Source organism: Streptomyces sp. NPDC059371 (assembly GCF_042751995.1).
In the GTDB taxonomy this organism is placed as follows: domain Bacteria; phylum Actinomycetota; class Actinomycetes; order Streptomycetales; family Streptomycetaceae; genus Streptomyces.
In genome coordinates this window covers 1-14,206 of record NZ_JBHYXD010000119.1, presented here as the reverse complement: position 1 = coordinate 14,206, position 14,206 = coordinate 1, and the positions used below count along the sequence as shown (strand labels likewise).

The window sequence follows — 14,206 nt, the reverse complement described above, 5'->3', positions numbered from 1 at the left end:
CAGGCGCTGCGCCAGGGCGCTGGGTGTACGACCAAAGACAGGACACCACAGCGCCCCAGCCGAACTCCGCGCCGCGATCGACAAAAGTGATGGCCTTGAGGTCACCCTGCAGCAAAGCGCCAAGGACTTCGTCCCCGCTCTCCGCCGCCTGCTCCGCGAGCACCGGGTCTTGGATCGCCGCAACAATAAGGGCTCCCAAGAGGAGTGTTCCCGGGGTCATGGGGGCCCAGCCCGAAATCCCGGCCGTGGCAAGGCTCTCCGCGGACAGCGCTCCGTCTCGTCCGTACTGCTCGACAACATCCTTGGCACTCGCCCGGAGCTCGCTCACTCGCCGCCTCGCGCTCATCTCCTCAGCCGCCTTGCCATCACCCGCTTGAACCCTTCGTAGGCGACCATCGGTCAATCCGCAGACCCCTGTGGCGGAAGACGCCCACGCCGTGCACGGGATCAGTGATGCGATGGTCGCGGACTCATCTGAACTCGCCGACGGTGCTCAACCGGACGGTGTGACCGGGGGCCACACGCCGAACCACTGCTCGGCGCCGTACTCCTCGAATCGCTCCACCTCGGTGAACCCCAGCTTCGCCGCGAGGCTCATCGAGCGGGCATTGGCAGTCTGGGTGGTGAGCACCACCGGCTCGCCGGGAAGAGCGTCGGCGAACCAGTCGAGTGCCGCTGCGCACGCCTCGGCGGCGTACCCGTACCCCCACGCCTCCGGCAGGAACATGCAGCCGATCTCGGCCTCCCCGCCTTCCGGACGGACGTGACCTGGACGCTCTACGTCGCGCCGATCGAGCAACTGGATGAAGCCGATCATCGCCCCGTCAAGTTCCACCACGAAAAAGCCGGGGCGCCGCCCGGGCGCCTCAGGTGCCGTGCGCTCAATCTCGTCACGCGGTCGAGGGCCACCGATGTAGGTACCGACCTCCGGCGATGCGAACAGCTCGATGCACGCCGCACGGTCCCGCGTTTCGGACTCCCGGAGCACGAGCCGCTCGGTCTTGATCGGGGCAGGTGGCCAGGCGGCGGGTCCTAAATCAATCATGGCGGGCAACCTATCGCAGCCTGCAGCGGTCACCGCAGCAGCGGGGTGGCGCATGGCGGTGACGGGGACCGCTCCGGGGTTCGGTCGGCCCCGCCGGTCTCTACTTTGAACGATGCGGCCCGGCCTTCCAGCGATTGTCTGCGCGCGTTTCCCGGGAGTGTGGCGGGCGCGGCGTCACGGGACGATGGTGGCCGCGTCCCACACGATGAGTGTGTCGCCACGGTCCTTGGTCATCAGGTGTTTTCGGTCGGGTGACATGCGGCAGTCGAGTACGACGTCCGTGTGGGCCTCGATGGTGTCCAGGAGTGCGCCGGTGCGGGTCGACGAAGACTGGCTCCCCGGCTGGTGTACCGAAGCCCCGCCCGTCTGAACCGCCAGGAAGCCGACGAGGTTGGATGGGCTCCATGGTGAGACGAAAGCGGGAGAAGGAGAGACGACCGCCCTTCGGCATGCCGAAGGGCATCGTCCTGCTCGCGACGCCGGAAGGCTGGCGCCACAGTGTCCTCACCGTTGAAGGCGGGATGCTCTGCGGGTGCCTCGCCGACGTTCCGGTCAACGCCGGCCCAGCCAAGGCCCGGGCCGCCGCGGCGGCCATGGTGGTGGGACTCGCACACGACTTCCACGAAGTACCCGTCGACGTGACCTGGGATCCGCCCCGGGAACCCGGGTCCTGGACAGCCCAGGTCACCGTTGCCGCGCCCGCGCCGAACACCCGTGGTTGAACGACAAGCTGAGGCAGCGGCCTCACCGTGGGCCGGCGACCAGTGTCGATGACCGGCTCGACGGCAGTTCGGATCTCGACGGCTCCTGTGGCCTCCAGGCCGTCCAGGTGCCGGCAGAGCTGTGTTCTCAGCTCTGCCGACAGCCGGCCGGCTAGTGGTGGCCGCCGCGGCGGTCCGCGAGCCGGTGAACCGCCGCGACCAGCGTGTCCACCTCCTCATGCGTGTTGTAGAAGGCGAACGACGGCCGGACGGTGGCCTCCAGGCCGTACCGGCGCAGGATCGGCTGCGCGCAGTGGTGGCCCGAACGCACCGCGATGCCCTCTTCGTTGAGCGCCGTGCCCACCTCGGCTGGCTCGTAGCCGTCCAGTACGAACGACACGATGCTCGCCTTGTGCGCGGCCGTGCCGACCAGCCGGAGTCCGGGCACCCCGCGCAGGCCTTCGGTAGCGTGCTCGACCAGGGTGTGCTCGTAGGCGCCGATCTGGGGCAGGCCGATGCGCTCGACGTAGTCGATGGCCGCGGCCAGGCCCACCGCGTCGGCGATGTTGCCGGTGCCGGCCTCGAAGCGGCCCGGCGGCGGCTGGTAGCTGGACCGCTCGAAGGTGACGTCGGTGATCATGTTGCCGCCGCCCTCCCACGGAGGCATGTCCTCGAGCACCTCCCGTTTGGCGTACAGCACCCCGATCCCGGTCGGTCCGAACAGCTTGTGCCCGGAGAAGACCAGGAAGTCCGCGTCCAGTGCCCTGACATCGATCGGCAGGTGCGGGACCGACTGCGCCGCGTCGACCAGGACGCGCGCCCCGGCCCGGTGCCCGAGCTCGATGATCTTCTCGACCGGTACGACGGTGCCGAGCGCGTTGGACATCTGGGTGACCGCGACCAGCTTGGTGCGCTCGGACAGCAGCGCGGTGTACTCGTCGAGCAGCAGCTGCCCGGCGTCGTCGACCGGGATCACTTTGATCACCGCACCGGTCTGCTCCGCCAGCATCTGCCAGGGCACGATGTTGGCGTGGTGCTCCAGGTAGGAGAGGACGATCTCGTCACCCGCACGGATGTTCCGGGGTCCCCATGCCTTGGCCACCAGGTTGATCGCCTCGGTGGTGCCCCGGACGAACACGATCTCCTCGGCGGAGCCCGCCCCGACGAACCGGGCGACGGTGTTCCTCGCGCCCTCGTAGGCGTCCGTCGCCCGGGCGGCGAGCTCATGCGCCGCGCGGTGGATGTTGGAGTTCTCCCGCGAGTAGAACTCGACCAGCCGGTCGATCACCGCGCGCGGCTTCTGCGTGGTCGCGGCGTTGTCCAGCCAGATCAGCGGACGGCCGTTGACCAGTTCGGACAGGATCGGGAAGTCCCGGCGGACCGCCCGCACGTCGAAAGCCGGGTGCGGGTCGAGCGGCAGCCCCAAGGGGGCGGCGGGGACGCCGGGTTCCTCGACGAAGTAGTACGGCGAGGTCGTGGCCGTCGGTGACACGGGTTCGGGGAGGGGCGGCAGCCCCAGGTGCCCGAAGCCGGGGAGCTCCGGCGCCTTCGCGGGGTATCCGGGCGCCTCACTGAGGAAGTAGAACTGCCCGGGACCCGAGAGCTGGGCCGGTCCGGACGCCGGCGGGAACAGCGATGCGGCGGGCGGCGGCCCGGGGGTCACCGGCAGGACCGGCGGCTCCGGTACGGGCCCGGCGACGCCGGGTGCACTCGCCGCGAACGTGGCCGGGGCGCTGGTCGGCGGTGGCCCGCCGGGCGGGCTCGTCCCCGCGGCCGGCGCCGAAGGAGGCAGGTCCGCCCGCGGGCTCATCCCGGCCGTCGGCGCCGGGGGTGGGTCCGCGGCCGGCAGGCCGGCCGGCGTCGGCCACTGCGAGGGCCCCTCCGGCCGCTGCTCCGACGGGCCGTCGAGGACCGGAACCTGCATATCCGCCGGCTGGCCGGGGAGAGCTCGGAAGAACTCCCCGGCCAGCCGGTTCAGCGTCTCCTCGTCGGGGAGCCACGCCGGGGCGGCTTCTTTACCGGTAGCTGGGGGCGTAGTCATGGAACTTGTCCACCTCGACGTCGTCGAGCACGGCGAGCGCGTCCTCGGTGAGCACCGCGACCGAGCAGTACAGGGAGACCAGGTAGGAGGCGATGGCACTGCGGTCGATCTGCATGAAGCGCACCGACAGCCCCATCCCCTGTTCCCCGGAGAGCCCCGGCTGGAACAGTCCGACCACGCCCTGGCGCGACTCGCCGGTGCGCAGCAGCAGGAACTTCGTCCTGCCGTTCTCCAGCGGGACCTTGTCCGACGGGATGATCGGCAGGCCGCGCCAGGTCAGGAACTGCGAGCCGAACATGCTCACCGTGGCCGGCGGAACACCGCGCCGGGTGCATTCCCGGCCGAACGCGGCGATCCCTTCCGGGTGGGTGAGGAAGAAGGCCGGCTGCTTCCACACCTTCGTGATGAGGGCGTCCAGGTCGTCCGGCGTCGGCGGCCCCGCCAGGGTGGAGATCCGCTGCGTGGGCGCCACACTGGTCAGCATCCCGTAATCGGGGCTGTTGATCAGCTCGCCCTCCTGATGTTCCTTCACCGCCTCGATGGTCAGCCGCAGTTGCTGTGCGGTCTGGTCGTGCGGGCTGGAGTACAGGTCGGCGATCCGGGTGTGGAGGTCCAGAACCGTCTGGACGGCCTTGAGCCGGTACTCACGGGGTTCCTGTTCGTAGTCGACGAAGGTGTCCGGCAGCGGCGACTCGTCGTAGTTGTCGCACTCGATGCGCACCGACTCCGGGTGAACGACCCTGTTCACCCGGTAGATACCGGCCTCGACCGGCACCCAGGACATCAGGTGCACCAGCCAGCGAGGCGTGATGGAGGACATCTGCGGAACGGTCTTCGTGGCGTTCGCCAGGGTCCGCGCCGCGCGATCGCCCACCGACATCGATCGCGACGGTGGATTCACAGCCGTGGTCATACAACGTCTCCATTCCGCGCCCGAGGGGCAGGCACGCGTGATGGGGGGGCGAGACCGTCGACGGCGATGTACGCGGTCGAACCCTCTCGCACGCTCTCGCACGAACTTTCTCACTCACCCTCCCAGCGGCCCTGGTAGCGGTCCAATGCGTGTTTTCGAGGCTGTCATCGAAGCTGGCTATGATTCCCAAATGATCGACTTGAGTCGGCTGCGGACGCTGGTGGCTGTCGCCCGTGAAGGTTCGATCACGGCAGCCGCCGAGGCGCTGCACTACTCCCAGCCGACGGTGAGTCATCAACTCGTCAAACTCGAGGCCGAGGCCGGCGTACCGCTGTTACAGCGGATGGGGCGCGGAATCCGGCTCACCGAGGCCGGCCGGCTCCTGGTGGACCGCGCCGAGTCAATCCTCGCGCAGGTCGAATCGGTGCACGCCGAACTGGACGAACTGGCCGGGCTGCGCACCGGCCGGGTCCGCCTGGCCGCCTTTCCCTCGGCGCTGGCCACCCTGGTGCCGCTCGCGGCCGCGCGCGTCTCCGACCGGTACCCCGGTATCGAACTCACCCTCGTCGAAGCCGAACCACCGGACGCGCTCAGCGCCCTGCGCAACAACGACGTCGACGTGGCGCTGATCTTCGAACACGGCGACCCGCCCCAGCGCGACCGCCGCGACATCACCAGGACACCACTTCTCGACGAACCCCTGTACGTGGTCACACCGGCCGACCGCTCCTGGGACGGCCCCCGGGCGGAGCTTGCCACCTACGCCGAGACCCGCTGGATAGCCGGTTGCGAACGCTGCCGCGAACATCTCGTCGCCGCCTGCGGGCGAGCCGGGTTCTCACCGATCGTCGAGTTCGAGACCGACGACTACGTCGCCGTACAGGCGCTCGTCGCGGCCGGGCTGGGCGTGAGCCTGCTGCCCGGGCTCACCCTTCTCGCCAACCGGCACCCCGGGGTCAGGCTCGAACGGATCGCCGGCCTGCGCAGACAGGTCGTGGCCGCGGTGTACGGCAAGCCGCCCGCGTCCCAGCCTGCCCAAGTGCTCCTCGACGCCCTCGACGCGACCGTCTCCGAACCGCGATGGCCGTCCTGACGTGGCTGGGGCGTCCGCCGGCGGCGAGTTTCGCGCGGACCTGTTCGGCGGGAGGCGGCTCAGGCGTCTCCCGGAGCTGGGAAACGGCGACGGCCGCAGGGACCAGCGCGAGGGCAGGTCGAAGTGGTCACGAGGGCATCGGGCCCGCGGCCGGGCCGACTTACGGTCAGGGCAAGGGCCCGTCGTCTGTCATATCGAAGGGGCTCATGGCAGAGCTTGTGCGGCAGCAGGATGTGAAGGCGTACGTGGGCTTTCACGCCTTCGGGTTGCAGGAGTCCGATGACGCGGACCTGCCGGTTCCTTTCCCGGATGACCTCAACCGGCATGCGTTCCTCAGCACCCATCCGGGGCGCCTGGACATCACCAGCGGTGGCCATACCCATACCGCCGCGGTCAGCGTCGAAGTCTGGGACGGGCCGCCGCCCCAGCAGGACCGGGCCGACTGGGATGAGACGGCCGAAGCCGAGTTCGAGTCGGCCAGTGGTCAGGTAGCCGTGTGGTCCATGCACACGGGCCGGATGGACGACCTGATCACACTGGCGGATTCCGGCGGTTCGTGGCACGTCCGTGTCCACTGTGCGGGCCGGGCCGAGGCCGCATCCCTGTCGGAAGGCGAGGGAACCGGTCACGGCGTGGAGCACTACCTCGTGCAGTTCTGGCCCGCCAGAACCTGAATTGGCTACGGCGGGAGCGGCCGGCACCCAGAGCCACTCCTGCCGCAGCGCGGGCCGGGTGACGATCTTCACGATGAAGCCGTCACCCATTCCGTCGATGACGCGATTCCTGGCGTAAAAGCTCGAGGTGGCCTCCGTCTTTTATCCGGATCCGCTCTACAGCTACCGCACCCGCGCTATCGGGTCCATCCACTACGGCGAAACCGCGAACGCGGATGTGAGCGGAGCCGTTCTGAAGGCCCGCTGCCTCTAGCCTCCTCGCAGCCTCGATCCGACCGGCAAAGGAGAACCGACCCCGTGGATGTCTGGGTGGCGTGTGCGACGTGGAGCGAGCGAATCCTCCGGGCGGTCGACCGCATCCCCGGGGAGCACAGCGACCGCTTCGAGCGATACCGGACCTGGTCGATGGCCCCCGCCACAGCCGAGGCACTGCTGAAGACGCTGCTCACTTTGAGCATCCATGCCCTTGTCCTGGACGCGGTCGCGCGGGGAGAAACCGGCACCGAAGCCCTGGTGCAACAGCTTCGGCTCACGGACATCGAAGCCGCCGCGACCGCACGGCCCTCGCACGAACTGCTCGCCGGCCTGCCACGCCTGAGCGAGGAGGACCAGCTTCACGTGGATGCTCTCAGAGTGCTCGTTCATGACGACGCATCTGCCCCGCATCTGGCCCGCTTGAGCCAGATGGTCCGCATCTCCCTGATGAACGTCGCCGCTGCACTGCCTTCCAGTGATCCGATCTGCGCCGACATCGGCTGATTGGAACGTGAGGTGCCGCCGAACGGCCGGCTCGTCCCCTCTGGATCGGCTGCCTCATCGCAACCCGGAGCAGGCGCTGAACCCATCCCTTCGACGTGCCCGCCAGTCGAGTAACCCCTGCTCGCCCCCAGTGCGAGGCGTCGGTTCGGGCGACGGCACCGACATGCCTGCGCCTCTCACGGCGCAGCGTGGCCGCGCGCCGGCCGCTCCCTGGAGACTCGAACGAGGCAGGCCTCTTGTCGGGCGACACGGAAGTGTCAGTGGTTCGCGGCACCTCGTGTGTCAGAGCTGATCTCGTCGCAGTTGTACGTGTGTCCGCTCGCCATGCGCGTCCGTGACGTCGATGGTGATGCTCTGCCACTCCTCGGTGGGTTCCTCCAAGACTTCCCCCACCTGATACTCGGCCTCCGCCAGTAGCCCCTCGGTCACCCGTACGCCTGTGAGGCGCTCTGCCAGCGCCAGGACCGCTGCCTTCCTGTCGACAGCGGGATGTTCGTCCCCCGACGGGTTGAGGCCGACCTCCATCATCACGCCGTTCAGCTCATCGGGAGTGCTGCCGGTCCTGTTTGCAGGCCACTCGAAGGTGGTCCGCAACTGGCCCTCTTCGTACCAGTGGAAGAAGTCCATGGGCTTCCCCCCGTTGCTCGAATGCGAGACAGCACGCGTCCCGGCGGAGAGTGCCTCCATGAGGCGCGGTCGCGTGCCCAGATCGCCTCCGAACTCCAGCGCGAGAGTCCAGTCCGCTCCCTCGCCCGGCACGGTGAACGCTCCTGCGAGGAAGGCTTCGGGCCATTCCTCGTACTCGTCCAAGAACTCCTGCTGTGCTTCGATGAACTCGCTGAGCCCCTGACACACACCTCGCGGCTCGGCCCCCACGATCCGGAACAACTCCGAGGGCGAGACCCCCCGCACCAGCGTCAGGGTGTATCCGACCTCCAATCCGTAGGCGAACAGCGAGGACGAGGAACGTATCCAGCCGTAATCGGCTGCGGTGGCGGACGTCATGCGGAGCATCCTGCCAACGCCCACTGACACTGGGCTGCGCTGTTCTGAACCGCTCAGGGCCGTGCTTCGGACCTGGTGACGGCGGTCGCCGTTCTGACGTCGTCCCACACCTCAACTCACCTTCGCCGACCGGCACCTGCCCAAGTGCGCTAGGCGCCGCCTCTGAGCAGGGGCGGCGCCTCCCCGACGCGAACTATGGGCGGGGCGGTCGCTGAGGCAGGGCACCTCGCGGCCTCCGGCGCCGCGCATTCGGCGAACGTCTTCCGCTTGGCTTCGATGTCCCGCGGCACCCGGGCCTGTCCGAACGAAGACAGTGGCGGCATCCGTTCCGGCAGGACTGTCGCAGCCCAGTGCAACATGTCGGCCTGCCCCTCGTCGTAGGCAACGCGGTCCGACTTCCCGGCGTCCAGTTCCGAGCGGAGGCGCAGCGCGTCGGTCTCGAACCTCCAATCCGTCGACGCCACCAGGCGGCGTTCATCGCCAGCGCGAGCCGCTCGTCCTCGTCGAGCTCTGCGTACCACCGCACCAGGTCATCTGTCTTGCGACTCCGCCATCACCTGGTCCAAGCGGGCCCGGAGCCCATTCACCGCAGCCGTGCCCAGGTCCGAGAGCAGAGCTGGGTCCAGTCCAAGTTCCGCCGTCCGACACCCCTCGACCACGCCGCGCATCACTGCGAAGGCGAGGTCGATCCACTGCTTCTCGGTCAGGTATTCCGGCTGGCCGACGGGTTCTGGCCTCTGCGGCACGGTCGCTCCTTCGTCTCTGGGCGCTGCGGGGGTCTCTGCCCGCTTGCCGACTGCGTCGGCTGGCGGTCTTCCACACCGATCGGCCTCTCATTCCTCGGACGGCTCGGCGTTCAGGTCCTTCGCGAGGATCTGCCGGACACGGCCGAAGCTGATCCCCGTCTCCTTGGCGATCTCGCGGTACGTCATGCCGCTGTCACGCATCTCAAGGAAGATCACCTTCCGCCGGATGGCCACCTCCTTCTTCACGGCCTCCATCAACGCCGTCAGCTTGCGGAAGCGGATCGAGGGCGGCTCTGCCCCCGGCGGCGAGTGGCCTGGTGCTACGGGGGTGGTCGAGGTTCGTCCGTCCGCCCGCCCCCGCGCCTCGGCTCAGTCGGTCCGGTCGTTGAGTCCTTCGCGCACGAGCCAGTACGGGTAGCCGAACCGCTCACCGAGGGCGACGAACCTGTCGTACGTCTCCCCGTCGGCCGGCACCGGCACGAAGTAGGTCTTCACCGCGCGCAGGAAGAGCCGGTAACCGAGGTCGGCGCACACCTCGGTGACCACCCGCTCCAGCGCGGGGACCAGGCCGGTCGCCGGAACCCCGTACGGGGGCTGCTCCGAGGCGAGACACAACGGCTCCGCGACCGAGTGGATCACCTGGATCACCCCCCGCCGCAGTTCCTCGTCGACCACCGGCTGTGGCGGCGCAGGCACGAACGCCGGATCGTCCTGGCGCACGCGGGCCAGCCACGCCTCCTCGATCCGCCGCAGCCAGGTACGGGCCGTCATCCCGTGCTCGTCCGGGTCGAGGATGCCGTGAGTGGCGGCGAGCCACACCGTACGGATCATCTCGTCCGTCAGGGGTGAGCGCAGCAGTCGCCGCACGTCCTGGCCCAGTTGTACGGCCTTGGAGCGGTCGAACTGGTCGAGCGACGTTTCCGTGAGCATGAGCCACACAACGACGGGGCCGGGGTCGACGGCATGGGGCGGGAAATGTTCCCTGTAGAACTCCTCCAGCACGCGCCATCGTGAGGCGAGCCAGGTCAGCCCGATGTCCGTCACGTAGATGTCTTCGATGAACTCGGCCTCGACGAAATCGTCCTCGACGTCGCTCTCAGGCTCGTGTGTCATGGTCACTCCTTCAGATAGGCGGTAGGGACGACCCACTTGCCATGAGGGTGCGCACGTTTCGGGTGATAACCCCGTTCAGCGACGAGCCCGTCGGCTGGCGGCACACTGACGCGTCTGCCTGAGACAGGCAGGGCGCGTCGTACCCGCCCCGCCACCCTGTGGTCAGCCTTGCCGAATGAGCTGTTCCAGTTTCTCGGTGACGTGGTGCTCGCCGTAGCCGAACCGCCCGCCGAGTGCTTGGTAGTGGCTGTACTGCTCCTCGGTAAGAGGCGGGGACACCACGTCGAGCAACCGCAGCAACAGCCGGAACCCGAGGTCGGCATCCGCGTCGGTGACGACCTCCGCGACGGCCGCCAGGCCGCTCGCGCCCGAAATCGGCTCCCAGTGCGGGCTGATGACCGCGTCCTTCAGGAGCGGTGCAGCCTCCCGGACGGCTCCTAGCACGGCGCTCCGGAGGTCGCTCCGGTCAAGCGGTTCGGCAGGGCGATACTGGGGGGCGACCCCCCTCAGACGCTCTTCACACATGCCTTCGATCAGCCTGATCCAGTCCCGCGCGTCGATACCGAGGTGGTCGATGTTGTAGCCCCGGCCCGTGGCGGAAAGCCACAGCACCTTGATCGTCTCGGCGCGCAGAGCGGAGTCGCGCAGGCGACGGGCGTCCGCGAGCAGCAGTGCCGCTGCCGAACCCGGGGTCTGTGCGCTGTCGTCAGCGGCTGCGGCATGCCGGACACGTTCGTATGCGGTGCTTTCCTGCCAGTCTCCGCCGAACCACGATGTGAGCGCGGAGAGTCCGAAGTCGCCCGAAGCGTCGCGGCGCGCCGTGTCGATGGGGGGCCACAGCACGTTCAGGCCGTCGTACACCAGCGGTCCGGGAAAGCCGCTTGCCGGTGATCACGAACTCGGTCTTGTCCGCCCACTGTCTGCTCCGGGAACAGGGTGCCGTCGACGCATACCGTGCCTTCAACAACGAGCAGCACATCCCTTACCTTCGCCCGGCATTCTTCACCAAAGTGCTCTACTTCGCCGGGCACGAGAGCGCTGCGGCGCACCACCGTCCGGTCATCCTGGACAGCGTCGTGTCACGGGCCCTCAGGGCCGCGGGCGCGGTGGAGGCCGGCTGGCCGGACAGCGGATGGACCACTGCCCAGTACGGCCGTTATGTGGCCATGGTGCACTCGCTATGAGCCCGACCGGTTCGGGGGAAGCGGCGGCCGCGACCGCCGACCCCGCGGGCAGGCTGTCGATCATGGTCTCGGGGCGGGCGCAGGTGGCGTAGGGTGGAGTCATCCGACGCGGGGTGGAGCAGCTCGGTAGCTCGCTGGGCTCATAACCCAGAGGTCGCAGGTTCAAATCCTGTCCCCGCTACTGATGTGAGGGGCCGGCACAATGTGCCGGCCCCTCACACGTGTTCAGCCCCAGGGCGCGCGGCATTGCAGCTGGGGCTGCCGAGAACGGTTCACGGACGGACACGATGGCGGGGCGGGCCGGCAGCTACAGACTGCTCGCCGTCATCGTTCTGAGTGCCCGTCACGTGAGAGGAGCGTCAGTTCATCACGTCGTGAGTTTCGCAGGCCGTCCCGGTGGTGCTGGACTGCCTTCCCGGTGACGCTCCTTCCGTGGTTTTGGCGCTGCTGCTCGCGGGGTTACGTCCCTTCTACGCTGTCGGCAGCCAGTTCAGCGGGTAGTTGCTTTCCTGGTCCGGCCGGTGGCCCTCCCCGGTACAGGTAACGGCCGCCCTGCAGAACGTAGATCCCGTCCCCGCCGGTGACGACGAAGTGGTCCGGATTCTCCTTTCCGTCGTTCTTGCTGAGGTAGAGCAGATAGGTGCGGCCGGTCTTCATCAGGCGGGACGTGTCGGGTGACTCGATTTCCCGCGTGCCGAGTTGCTGCACCTTGAAAGCCGGCCCGGAGATTTTTCCGGTCAGGATCTTCACCACCCTGAGATTCGTCACGGTGATCGGAAACCCGTCGCGCACGGCGGTACCGGATCCGACGGCACTGGCGAGAACCACCGCCGTGCTGTCTTCTTTCATGCGGCCGAGATCGGTGTAGCGGTCGGCCAGGGTGACGGATATCCGCTGCTTGGGCCGGGGCTCCGCTCGTTCCGCGGCGCAGCCGCTCGACGAAAGGATCACCAAGGTGAATGCGCCTGCGGCGGCGGCCCGCAGGGCAGGGTGCCGGATGAGGGAGGAGCGCATGCGCCGGCCCGCTCAGTACAGGGCGTTCGCGCCGTTGATGTCGTCCTGGCGCGGTGTCCAGAAGCCGCAGACGTCGTACCAGCCGTCGATGGCCTTGTCCATGATCGAGACGTTGCTGCAGCTCGAATTGCCGGCCGCCGCGGTGTGGGCGAGGCCCAGGGCGTGGCCGAGTTCATGGACCATGATGGCCTGGCGCTTGGCCGCGGCGTAGTCCTGGGTGTAGTAGTCGTTCCACCACGTCACGATGGTGGTGTCCCAGGTTCCGTCGCCGCAGCTGTTGGTGACGGGGTTCTCCTGGCTGGTGTTGAGCGTGATGCCCACGAACCGGGAGCCCTGCCAGGTCGCTCCGAAGTTGCCGTTGGTGACACGGATGTTGGCGCCGCTGGTGACCTTGTTCATGTTGAACTGCGTGCTGGTCGAGTTCCACGCGTTCACCGCGTTCGTCGCGGCCGTGGCGTAGCCCGAAGTCGTCGTCGAGTCCTGCCACTTCAGGGTGCCGGTGGTGAACTGGCAGCCGAAGGTGGCGTATGCGGAGGCCGGGGACGCCGGTATGACGACGGCGGCGGAGGCTAAGGCGAGCGTGGCCAGCATGGCCTTCCAGTGCTTCATGAACATTCCTCTCGGTTGGGTTTCTTCGTTCTCCGACGGTGGGACTCGGTGGAACGGCTCAGGCCGGCAGTTCGGGCCGCAGTGCTGCCGAGACCATGTCGAAAAGCCCCCAGTACCCCTCGACCCAGCTGCTGTCCGGCAGCCCGGTGGTGGTGGCCACATGAGTGAAGGCCTCCACTCCGACCCATCCTTGGAACTCGCCGGAGTCGTCGATGACCTGCAGCATGGGGCGGGGGTGGGAGTTGTGGGGGTAGCAGGTCTGCCCCTGGGCCAGGGACTGGCACCAGTACTCCTCGGTGTTACGGCGGCCGCCACCGATCTCACCGATGTAGCGGACACGGTCCTTGTCGGTGCCGGCGCAGGAGGTTTTCGGCTGGAGCCAGCCCATGCACGGGCTGCCGGTGCACGGCTTCCAGGGGTTCGCGGCCGCACCGAAGGCCCAGGTGCCGCCCGTGACCTCCCGGCCCACGATGCCCGTCCGCGTGGCGGGGTCGGACGATGACGCCTTGGCCACGACGAAGGCTCCCCGGTACGGTTCCGCGTTGTAGCGCGGGTCGTCCACGAGCTGGCTCATGCTCGCCCGGCTCGTGCGGTCCAGCGAGGCGTTGCTGCCGTAGCCGACACCGAAGTCGGCGTACGCGGAGAAGGTGCCCTGAGCCGGGATCTCCACGTCGTTGCCGTAGGCGCCGTAGAAGGTGGGACTCGTGATGCGGGCCGCTCGCCCGTCGGCCAGCCCCGTGGTGACGTTCCAGTATTCGGTGACCGGCTGCGCCGACTCCGTGCCGGCGGCGTCACTGGTCCAGGTCACGGCGAGCCGCCCGTCCGGCGCGTAGTCGAAGGTGCCCCGGTAGCCGCCCATCGGGTCGCCGGTGAAGCCACCGACCGTACGGACCGCGCAGGTGGGGACGTCGCCGCCGCAGTTCGCGGTCATCGCGTTCACCCGCTGCGGCTGTTCCCGCTGGTTCCAGGTCCAGTAGTTGGTGCTCACCGTTCCGTCGCTCTGGAAGACGTAGTACCCGAGCCGGACCCAGTTGCGGTAGTTGTTCTTCGTCGCGAGGTCCAGGTAGCCGACGGAGACGACCCAGTTCGCCTTGCCGCCGGGCAGCGGCGTGACAGCCCGTGCCGGCCCCGCCGTGACCAACATCGCGGCCAGGAGACCCACAACCGCCGCCAAGGCCCCGGCCGATCGTGTGAAAGCGGCCCGCATCGCGCTGCTCACCAACAACTCCCCCTCGAACGCCTGCCGAGCGTGTGCCGGACACATCCCTTTACCCGGAGCTCTCGAACGGGTTCACGTCTCCCGTGAACC

General features: G+C 68.4%; 17 protein-coding genes and 1 tRNA gene. 7 read left to right on the top strand and 11 right to left on the bottom strand.

The window, feature by feature from the left end; genetic code table 11:
- Positions 1–493: 493 nt before the first annotated feature.
- Complete coding sequence (locus tag ACFXGX_RS38175; protein WP_384801428.1) at positions 494–1,045, bottom strand: GNAT family N-acetyltransferase; 552 nt, start codon at positions 1,043–1,045, stop codon at positions 494–496.
- 404 nt (positions 1,046–1,449) lie between these two features.
- Between ACFXGX_RS38175 and ACFXGX_RS38170 the strand changes: the two genes are divergently transcribed.
- Positions 1,450–1,767: a hypothetical protein gene (locus ACFXGX_RS38170; RefSeq protein WP_384801382.1), complete on the top strand. Its 318-nt coding sequence runs from the start codon at positions 1,450–1,452 to the stop codon at positions 1,765–1,767.
- Positions 1,768–1,918: 151 nt separating this feature from the next.
- Here the strand turns inward: ACFXGX_RS38170 and ACFXGX_RS38165 are convergent, their stop codons facing one another.
- Both ACFXGX_RS38165 and ACFXGX_RS38160 read right to left on the bottom strand, forming a co-directional pair.
- Positions 1,919–3,787, bottom strand: coding sequence for a family 2A encapsulin nanocompartment cargo protein cysteine desulfurase (locus ACFXGX_RS38165; RefSeq protein WP_384801379.1), 1,869 nt, complete (start codon positions 3,785–3,787; stop codon positions 1,919–1,921).
- Positions 3,762–4,667, bottom strand: a complete 906-nt coding sequence (locus ACFXGX_RS38160) for a family 2A encapsulin nanocompartment shell protein (RefSeq protein WP_384801376.1) — start codon at positions 4,665–4,667, stop codon at positions 3,762–3,764. The genes ACFXGX_RS38165 and ACFXGX_RS38160 overlap by 26 nt, the downstream gene beginning before the upstream one ends.
- A 223-nt stretch (positions 4,668–4,890) precedes the next feature.
- Here ACFXGX_RS38160 and ACFXGX_RS38155 point away from each other — a divergent pair, with 223 nt between their 5' ends.
- From ACFXGX_RS38155 to ACFXGX_RS38140, 4 genes are all read left to right on the top strand, one after another.
- Positions 4,891–5,793 carry a LysR substrate-binding domain-containing protein gene (locus ACFXGX_RS38155; protein ID WP_384801373.1) on the top strand — a complete coding sequence of 301 codons (903 nt, stop codon included), beginning with the start codon at positions 4,891–4,893 and terminating at the stop codon, positions 5,791–5,793.
- Between the two features lie 206 nt (positions 5,794–5,999).
- The gene (locus ACFXGX_RS38150; protein ID WP_384801370.1) at positions 6,000–6,467 is read left to right on the top strand and encodes a hypothetical protein; all 468 of its coding nucleotides are present in this window, start codon (positions 6,000–6,002) and stop codon (positions 6,465–6,467) included.
- 127 nt (positions 6,468–6,594) lie between these two features.
- Positions 6,595–6,720: a hypothetical protein gene (locus ACFXGX_RS38145; RefSeq protein ID WP_384801367.1), complete on the top strand. Its 126-nt coding sequence runs from the start codon at positions 6,595–6,597 to the stop codon at positions 6,718–6,720.
- Positions 6,721–6,764: 44 nt separating this feature from the next.
- Entirely contained in the window at positions 6,765–7,226 is a 462-nt protein-coding gene (locus ACFXGX_RS38140; RefSeq protein WP_384801364.1) for a hypothetical protein, read from the top strand.
- A gap of 282 nt (positions 7,227–7,508) precedes the next feature.
- Here the strand turns inward: ACFXGX_RS38140 and ACFXGX_RS38135 are convergent, their stop codons facing one another.
- The 5 genes from ACFXGX_RS38135 to ACFXGX_RS38115 all read right to left on the bottom strand — a co-directional run bounded on the left by ACFXGX_RS38135 (position 7,509) and on the right by ACFXGX_RS38115 (position 10,951).
- The gene (locus ACFXGX_RS38135; protein ID WP_384801361.1) at positions 7,509–8,231 is read right to left on the bottom strand and encodes a DUF6461 domain-containing protein; all 723 of its coding nucleotides are present in this window, start codon (positions 8,229–8,231) and stop codon (positions 7,509–7,511) included.
- A gap of 530 nt (positions 8,232–8,761) precedes the next feature.
- Positions 8,762–8,977 (bottom strand): hypothetical protein, encoded by a 216-nt coding sequence (locus ACFXGX_RS38130; RefSeq protein WP_384801358.1) that lies wholly within the window; start codon positions 8,975–8,977, stop codon positions 8,762–8,764.
- 87 nt (positions 8,978–9,064) lie between these two features.
- A complete protein-coding gene (locus tag ACFXGX_RS38125) occupies positions 9,065–9,232 on the bottom strand; it encodes a sigma factor-like helix-turn-helix DNA-binding protein (protein ID WP_384801425.1) in 168 nt (55 codons plus the stop codon).
- Positions 9,233–9,346: 114 nt separating this feature from the next.
- A complete protein-coding gene (locus ACFXGX_RS38120) occupies positions 9,347–10,090 on the bottom strand; it encodes a hypothetical protein (RefSeq protein WP_384801355.1) in 744 nt (247 codons plus the stop codon).
- A gap of 162 nt (positions 10,091–10,252) precedes the next feature.
- The gene (locus ACFXGX_RS38115) at positions 10,253–10,951 is read right to left on the bottom strand and encodes a hypothetical protein (RefSeq protein ID WP_384801352.1); all 699 of its coding nucleotides are present in this window, start codon (positions 10,949–10,951) and stop codon (positions 10,253–10,255) included.
- A gap of 20 nt (positions 10,952–10,971) precedes the next feature.
- On the opposite strand from ACFXGX_RS38115, the gene ACFXGX_RS38110 reads away from it, so the two are divergent.
- Both ACFXGX_RS38110 and ACFXGX_RS38105 read left to right on the top strand, forming a co-directional pair.
- Positions 10,972–11,274 (top strand): hypothetical protein, encoded by a 303-nt coding sequence (locus ACFXGX_RS38110; RefSeq protein WP_384801349.1) that lies wholly within the window; start codon positions 10,972–10,974, stop codon positions 11,272–11,274.
- Positions 11,275–11,381: 107 nt separating this feature from the next.
- Positions 11,382–11,455: transfer RNA gene (locus ACFXGX_RS38105), tRNA-Met, on the top strand.
- 278 nt (positions 11,456–11,733) lie between these two features.
- On the opposite strand, the gene ACFXGX_RS38100 is transcribed toward ACFXGX_RS38105, so the two are convergent.
- From ACFXGX_RS38100 to ACFXGX_RS38090, 3 genes are read right to left on the bottom strand one after another with little or no spacing between them, the layout of a single operon-like run.
- Entirely contained in the window at positions 11,734–12,288 is a 555-nt protein-coding gene (locus ACFXGX_RS38100; protein WP_384801346.1) for a hypothetical protein, read from the bottom strand.
- Between the two features lie 12 nt (positions 12,289–12,300).
- Positions 12,301–12,897, bottom strand: a complete 597-nt coding sequence (locus tag ACFXGX_RS38095; protein ID WP_384801343.1) for a matrixin family metalloprotease — start codon at positions 12,895–12,897, stop codon at positions 12,301–12,303.
- A gap of 58 nt (positions 12,898–12,955) precedes the next feature.
- Entirely contained in the window at positions 12,956–14,041 is a 1,086-nt protein-coding gene (locus ACFXGX_RS38090) for a hypothetical protein (RefSeq protein WP_384801340.1), read from the bottom strand.
- Positions 14,042–14,206 lie beyond the last annotated feature (165 nt).

Bases quoted from the DNA above. Each gene is read 5' to 3' on its own strand.
- ACFXGX_RS38095 (WP_384801343.1), bottom strand. From the start codon at position 12,897: ATGAAGCACTGGAAGGCCATGCTGGCCACGCTCGCCTTAGCCTCCGCC.
- ACFXGX_RS38155 (WP_384801373.1), top strand. From the start codon at position 4,891: ATGATCGACTTGAGTCGGCTGCGGACGCTGGTGGCTGTCGCCCGTGAA.
- ACFXGX_RS38160 (WP_384801376.1), bottom strand. From the start codon at position 4,667: ATGTCGGTGGGCGATCGCGCGGCGCGGACCCTGGCGAACGCCACGAAG.
- ACFXGX_RS38175 (WP_384801428.1), bottom strand. From the start codon at position 1,045: ATGATTGATTTAGGACCCGCCGCCTGGCCACCTGCCCCGATCAAGACC.
- ACFXGX_RS38100 (WP_384801346.1), bottom strand. From the start codon at position 12,288: ATGCGCTCCTCCCTCATCCGGCACCCTGCCCTGCGGGCCGCCGCCGCA.
- ACFXGX_RS38125 (WP_384801425.1), bottom strand. From the start codon at position 9,232: ATGGAGGCCGTGAAGAAGGAGGTGGCCATCCGGCGGAAGGTGATCTTC.
- ACFXGX_RS38165 (WP_384801379.1), bottom strand. From the start codon at position 3,787: ATGACTACGCCCCCAGCTACCGGTAAAGAAGCCGCCCCGGCGTGGCTC.
- ACFXGX_RS38090 (WP_384801340.1), bottom strand. From the start codon at position 14,041: ATGTTGGTCACGGCGGGGCCGGCACGGGCTGTCACGCCGCTGCCCGGC.
- ACFXGX_RS38170 (WP_384801382.1), top strand. From the start codon at position 1,450: ATGGTGAGACGAAAGCGGGAGAAGGAGAGACGACCGCCCTTCGGCATG.
- ACFXGX_RS38120 (WP_384801355.1), bottom strand. From the start codon at position 10,090: ATGACACACGAGCCTGAGAGCGACGTCGAGGACGATTTCGTCGAGGCC.
- ACFXGX_RS38150 (WP_384801370.1), top strand. From the start codon at position 6,000: ATGGCAGAGCTTGTGCGGCAGCAGGATGTGAAGGCGTACGTGGGCTTT.
- ACFXGX_RS38135 (WP_384801361.1), bottom strand. From the start codon at position 8,231: ATGACGTCCGCCACCGCAGCCGATTACGGCTGGATACGTTCCTCGTCC.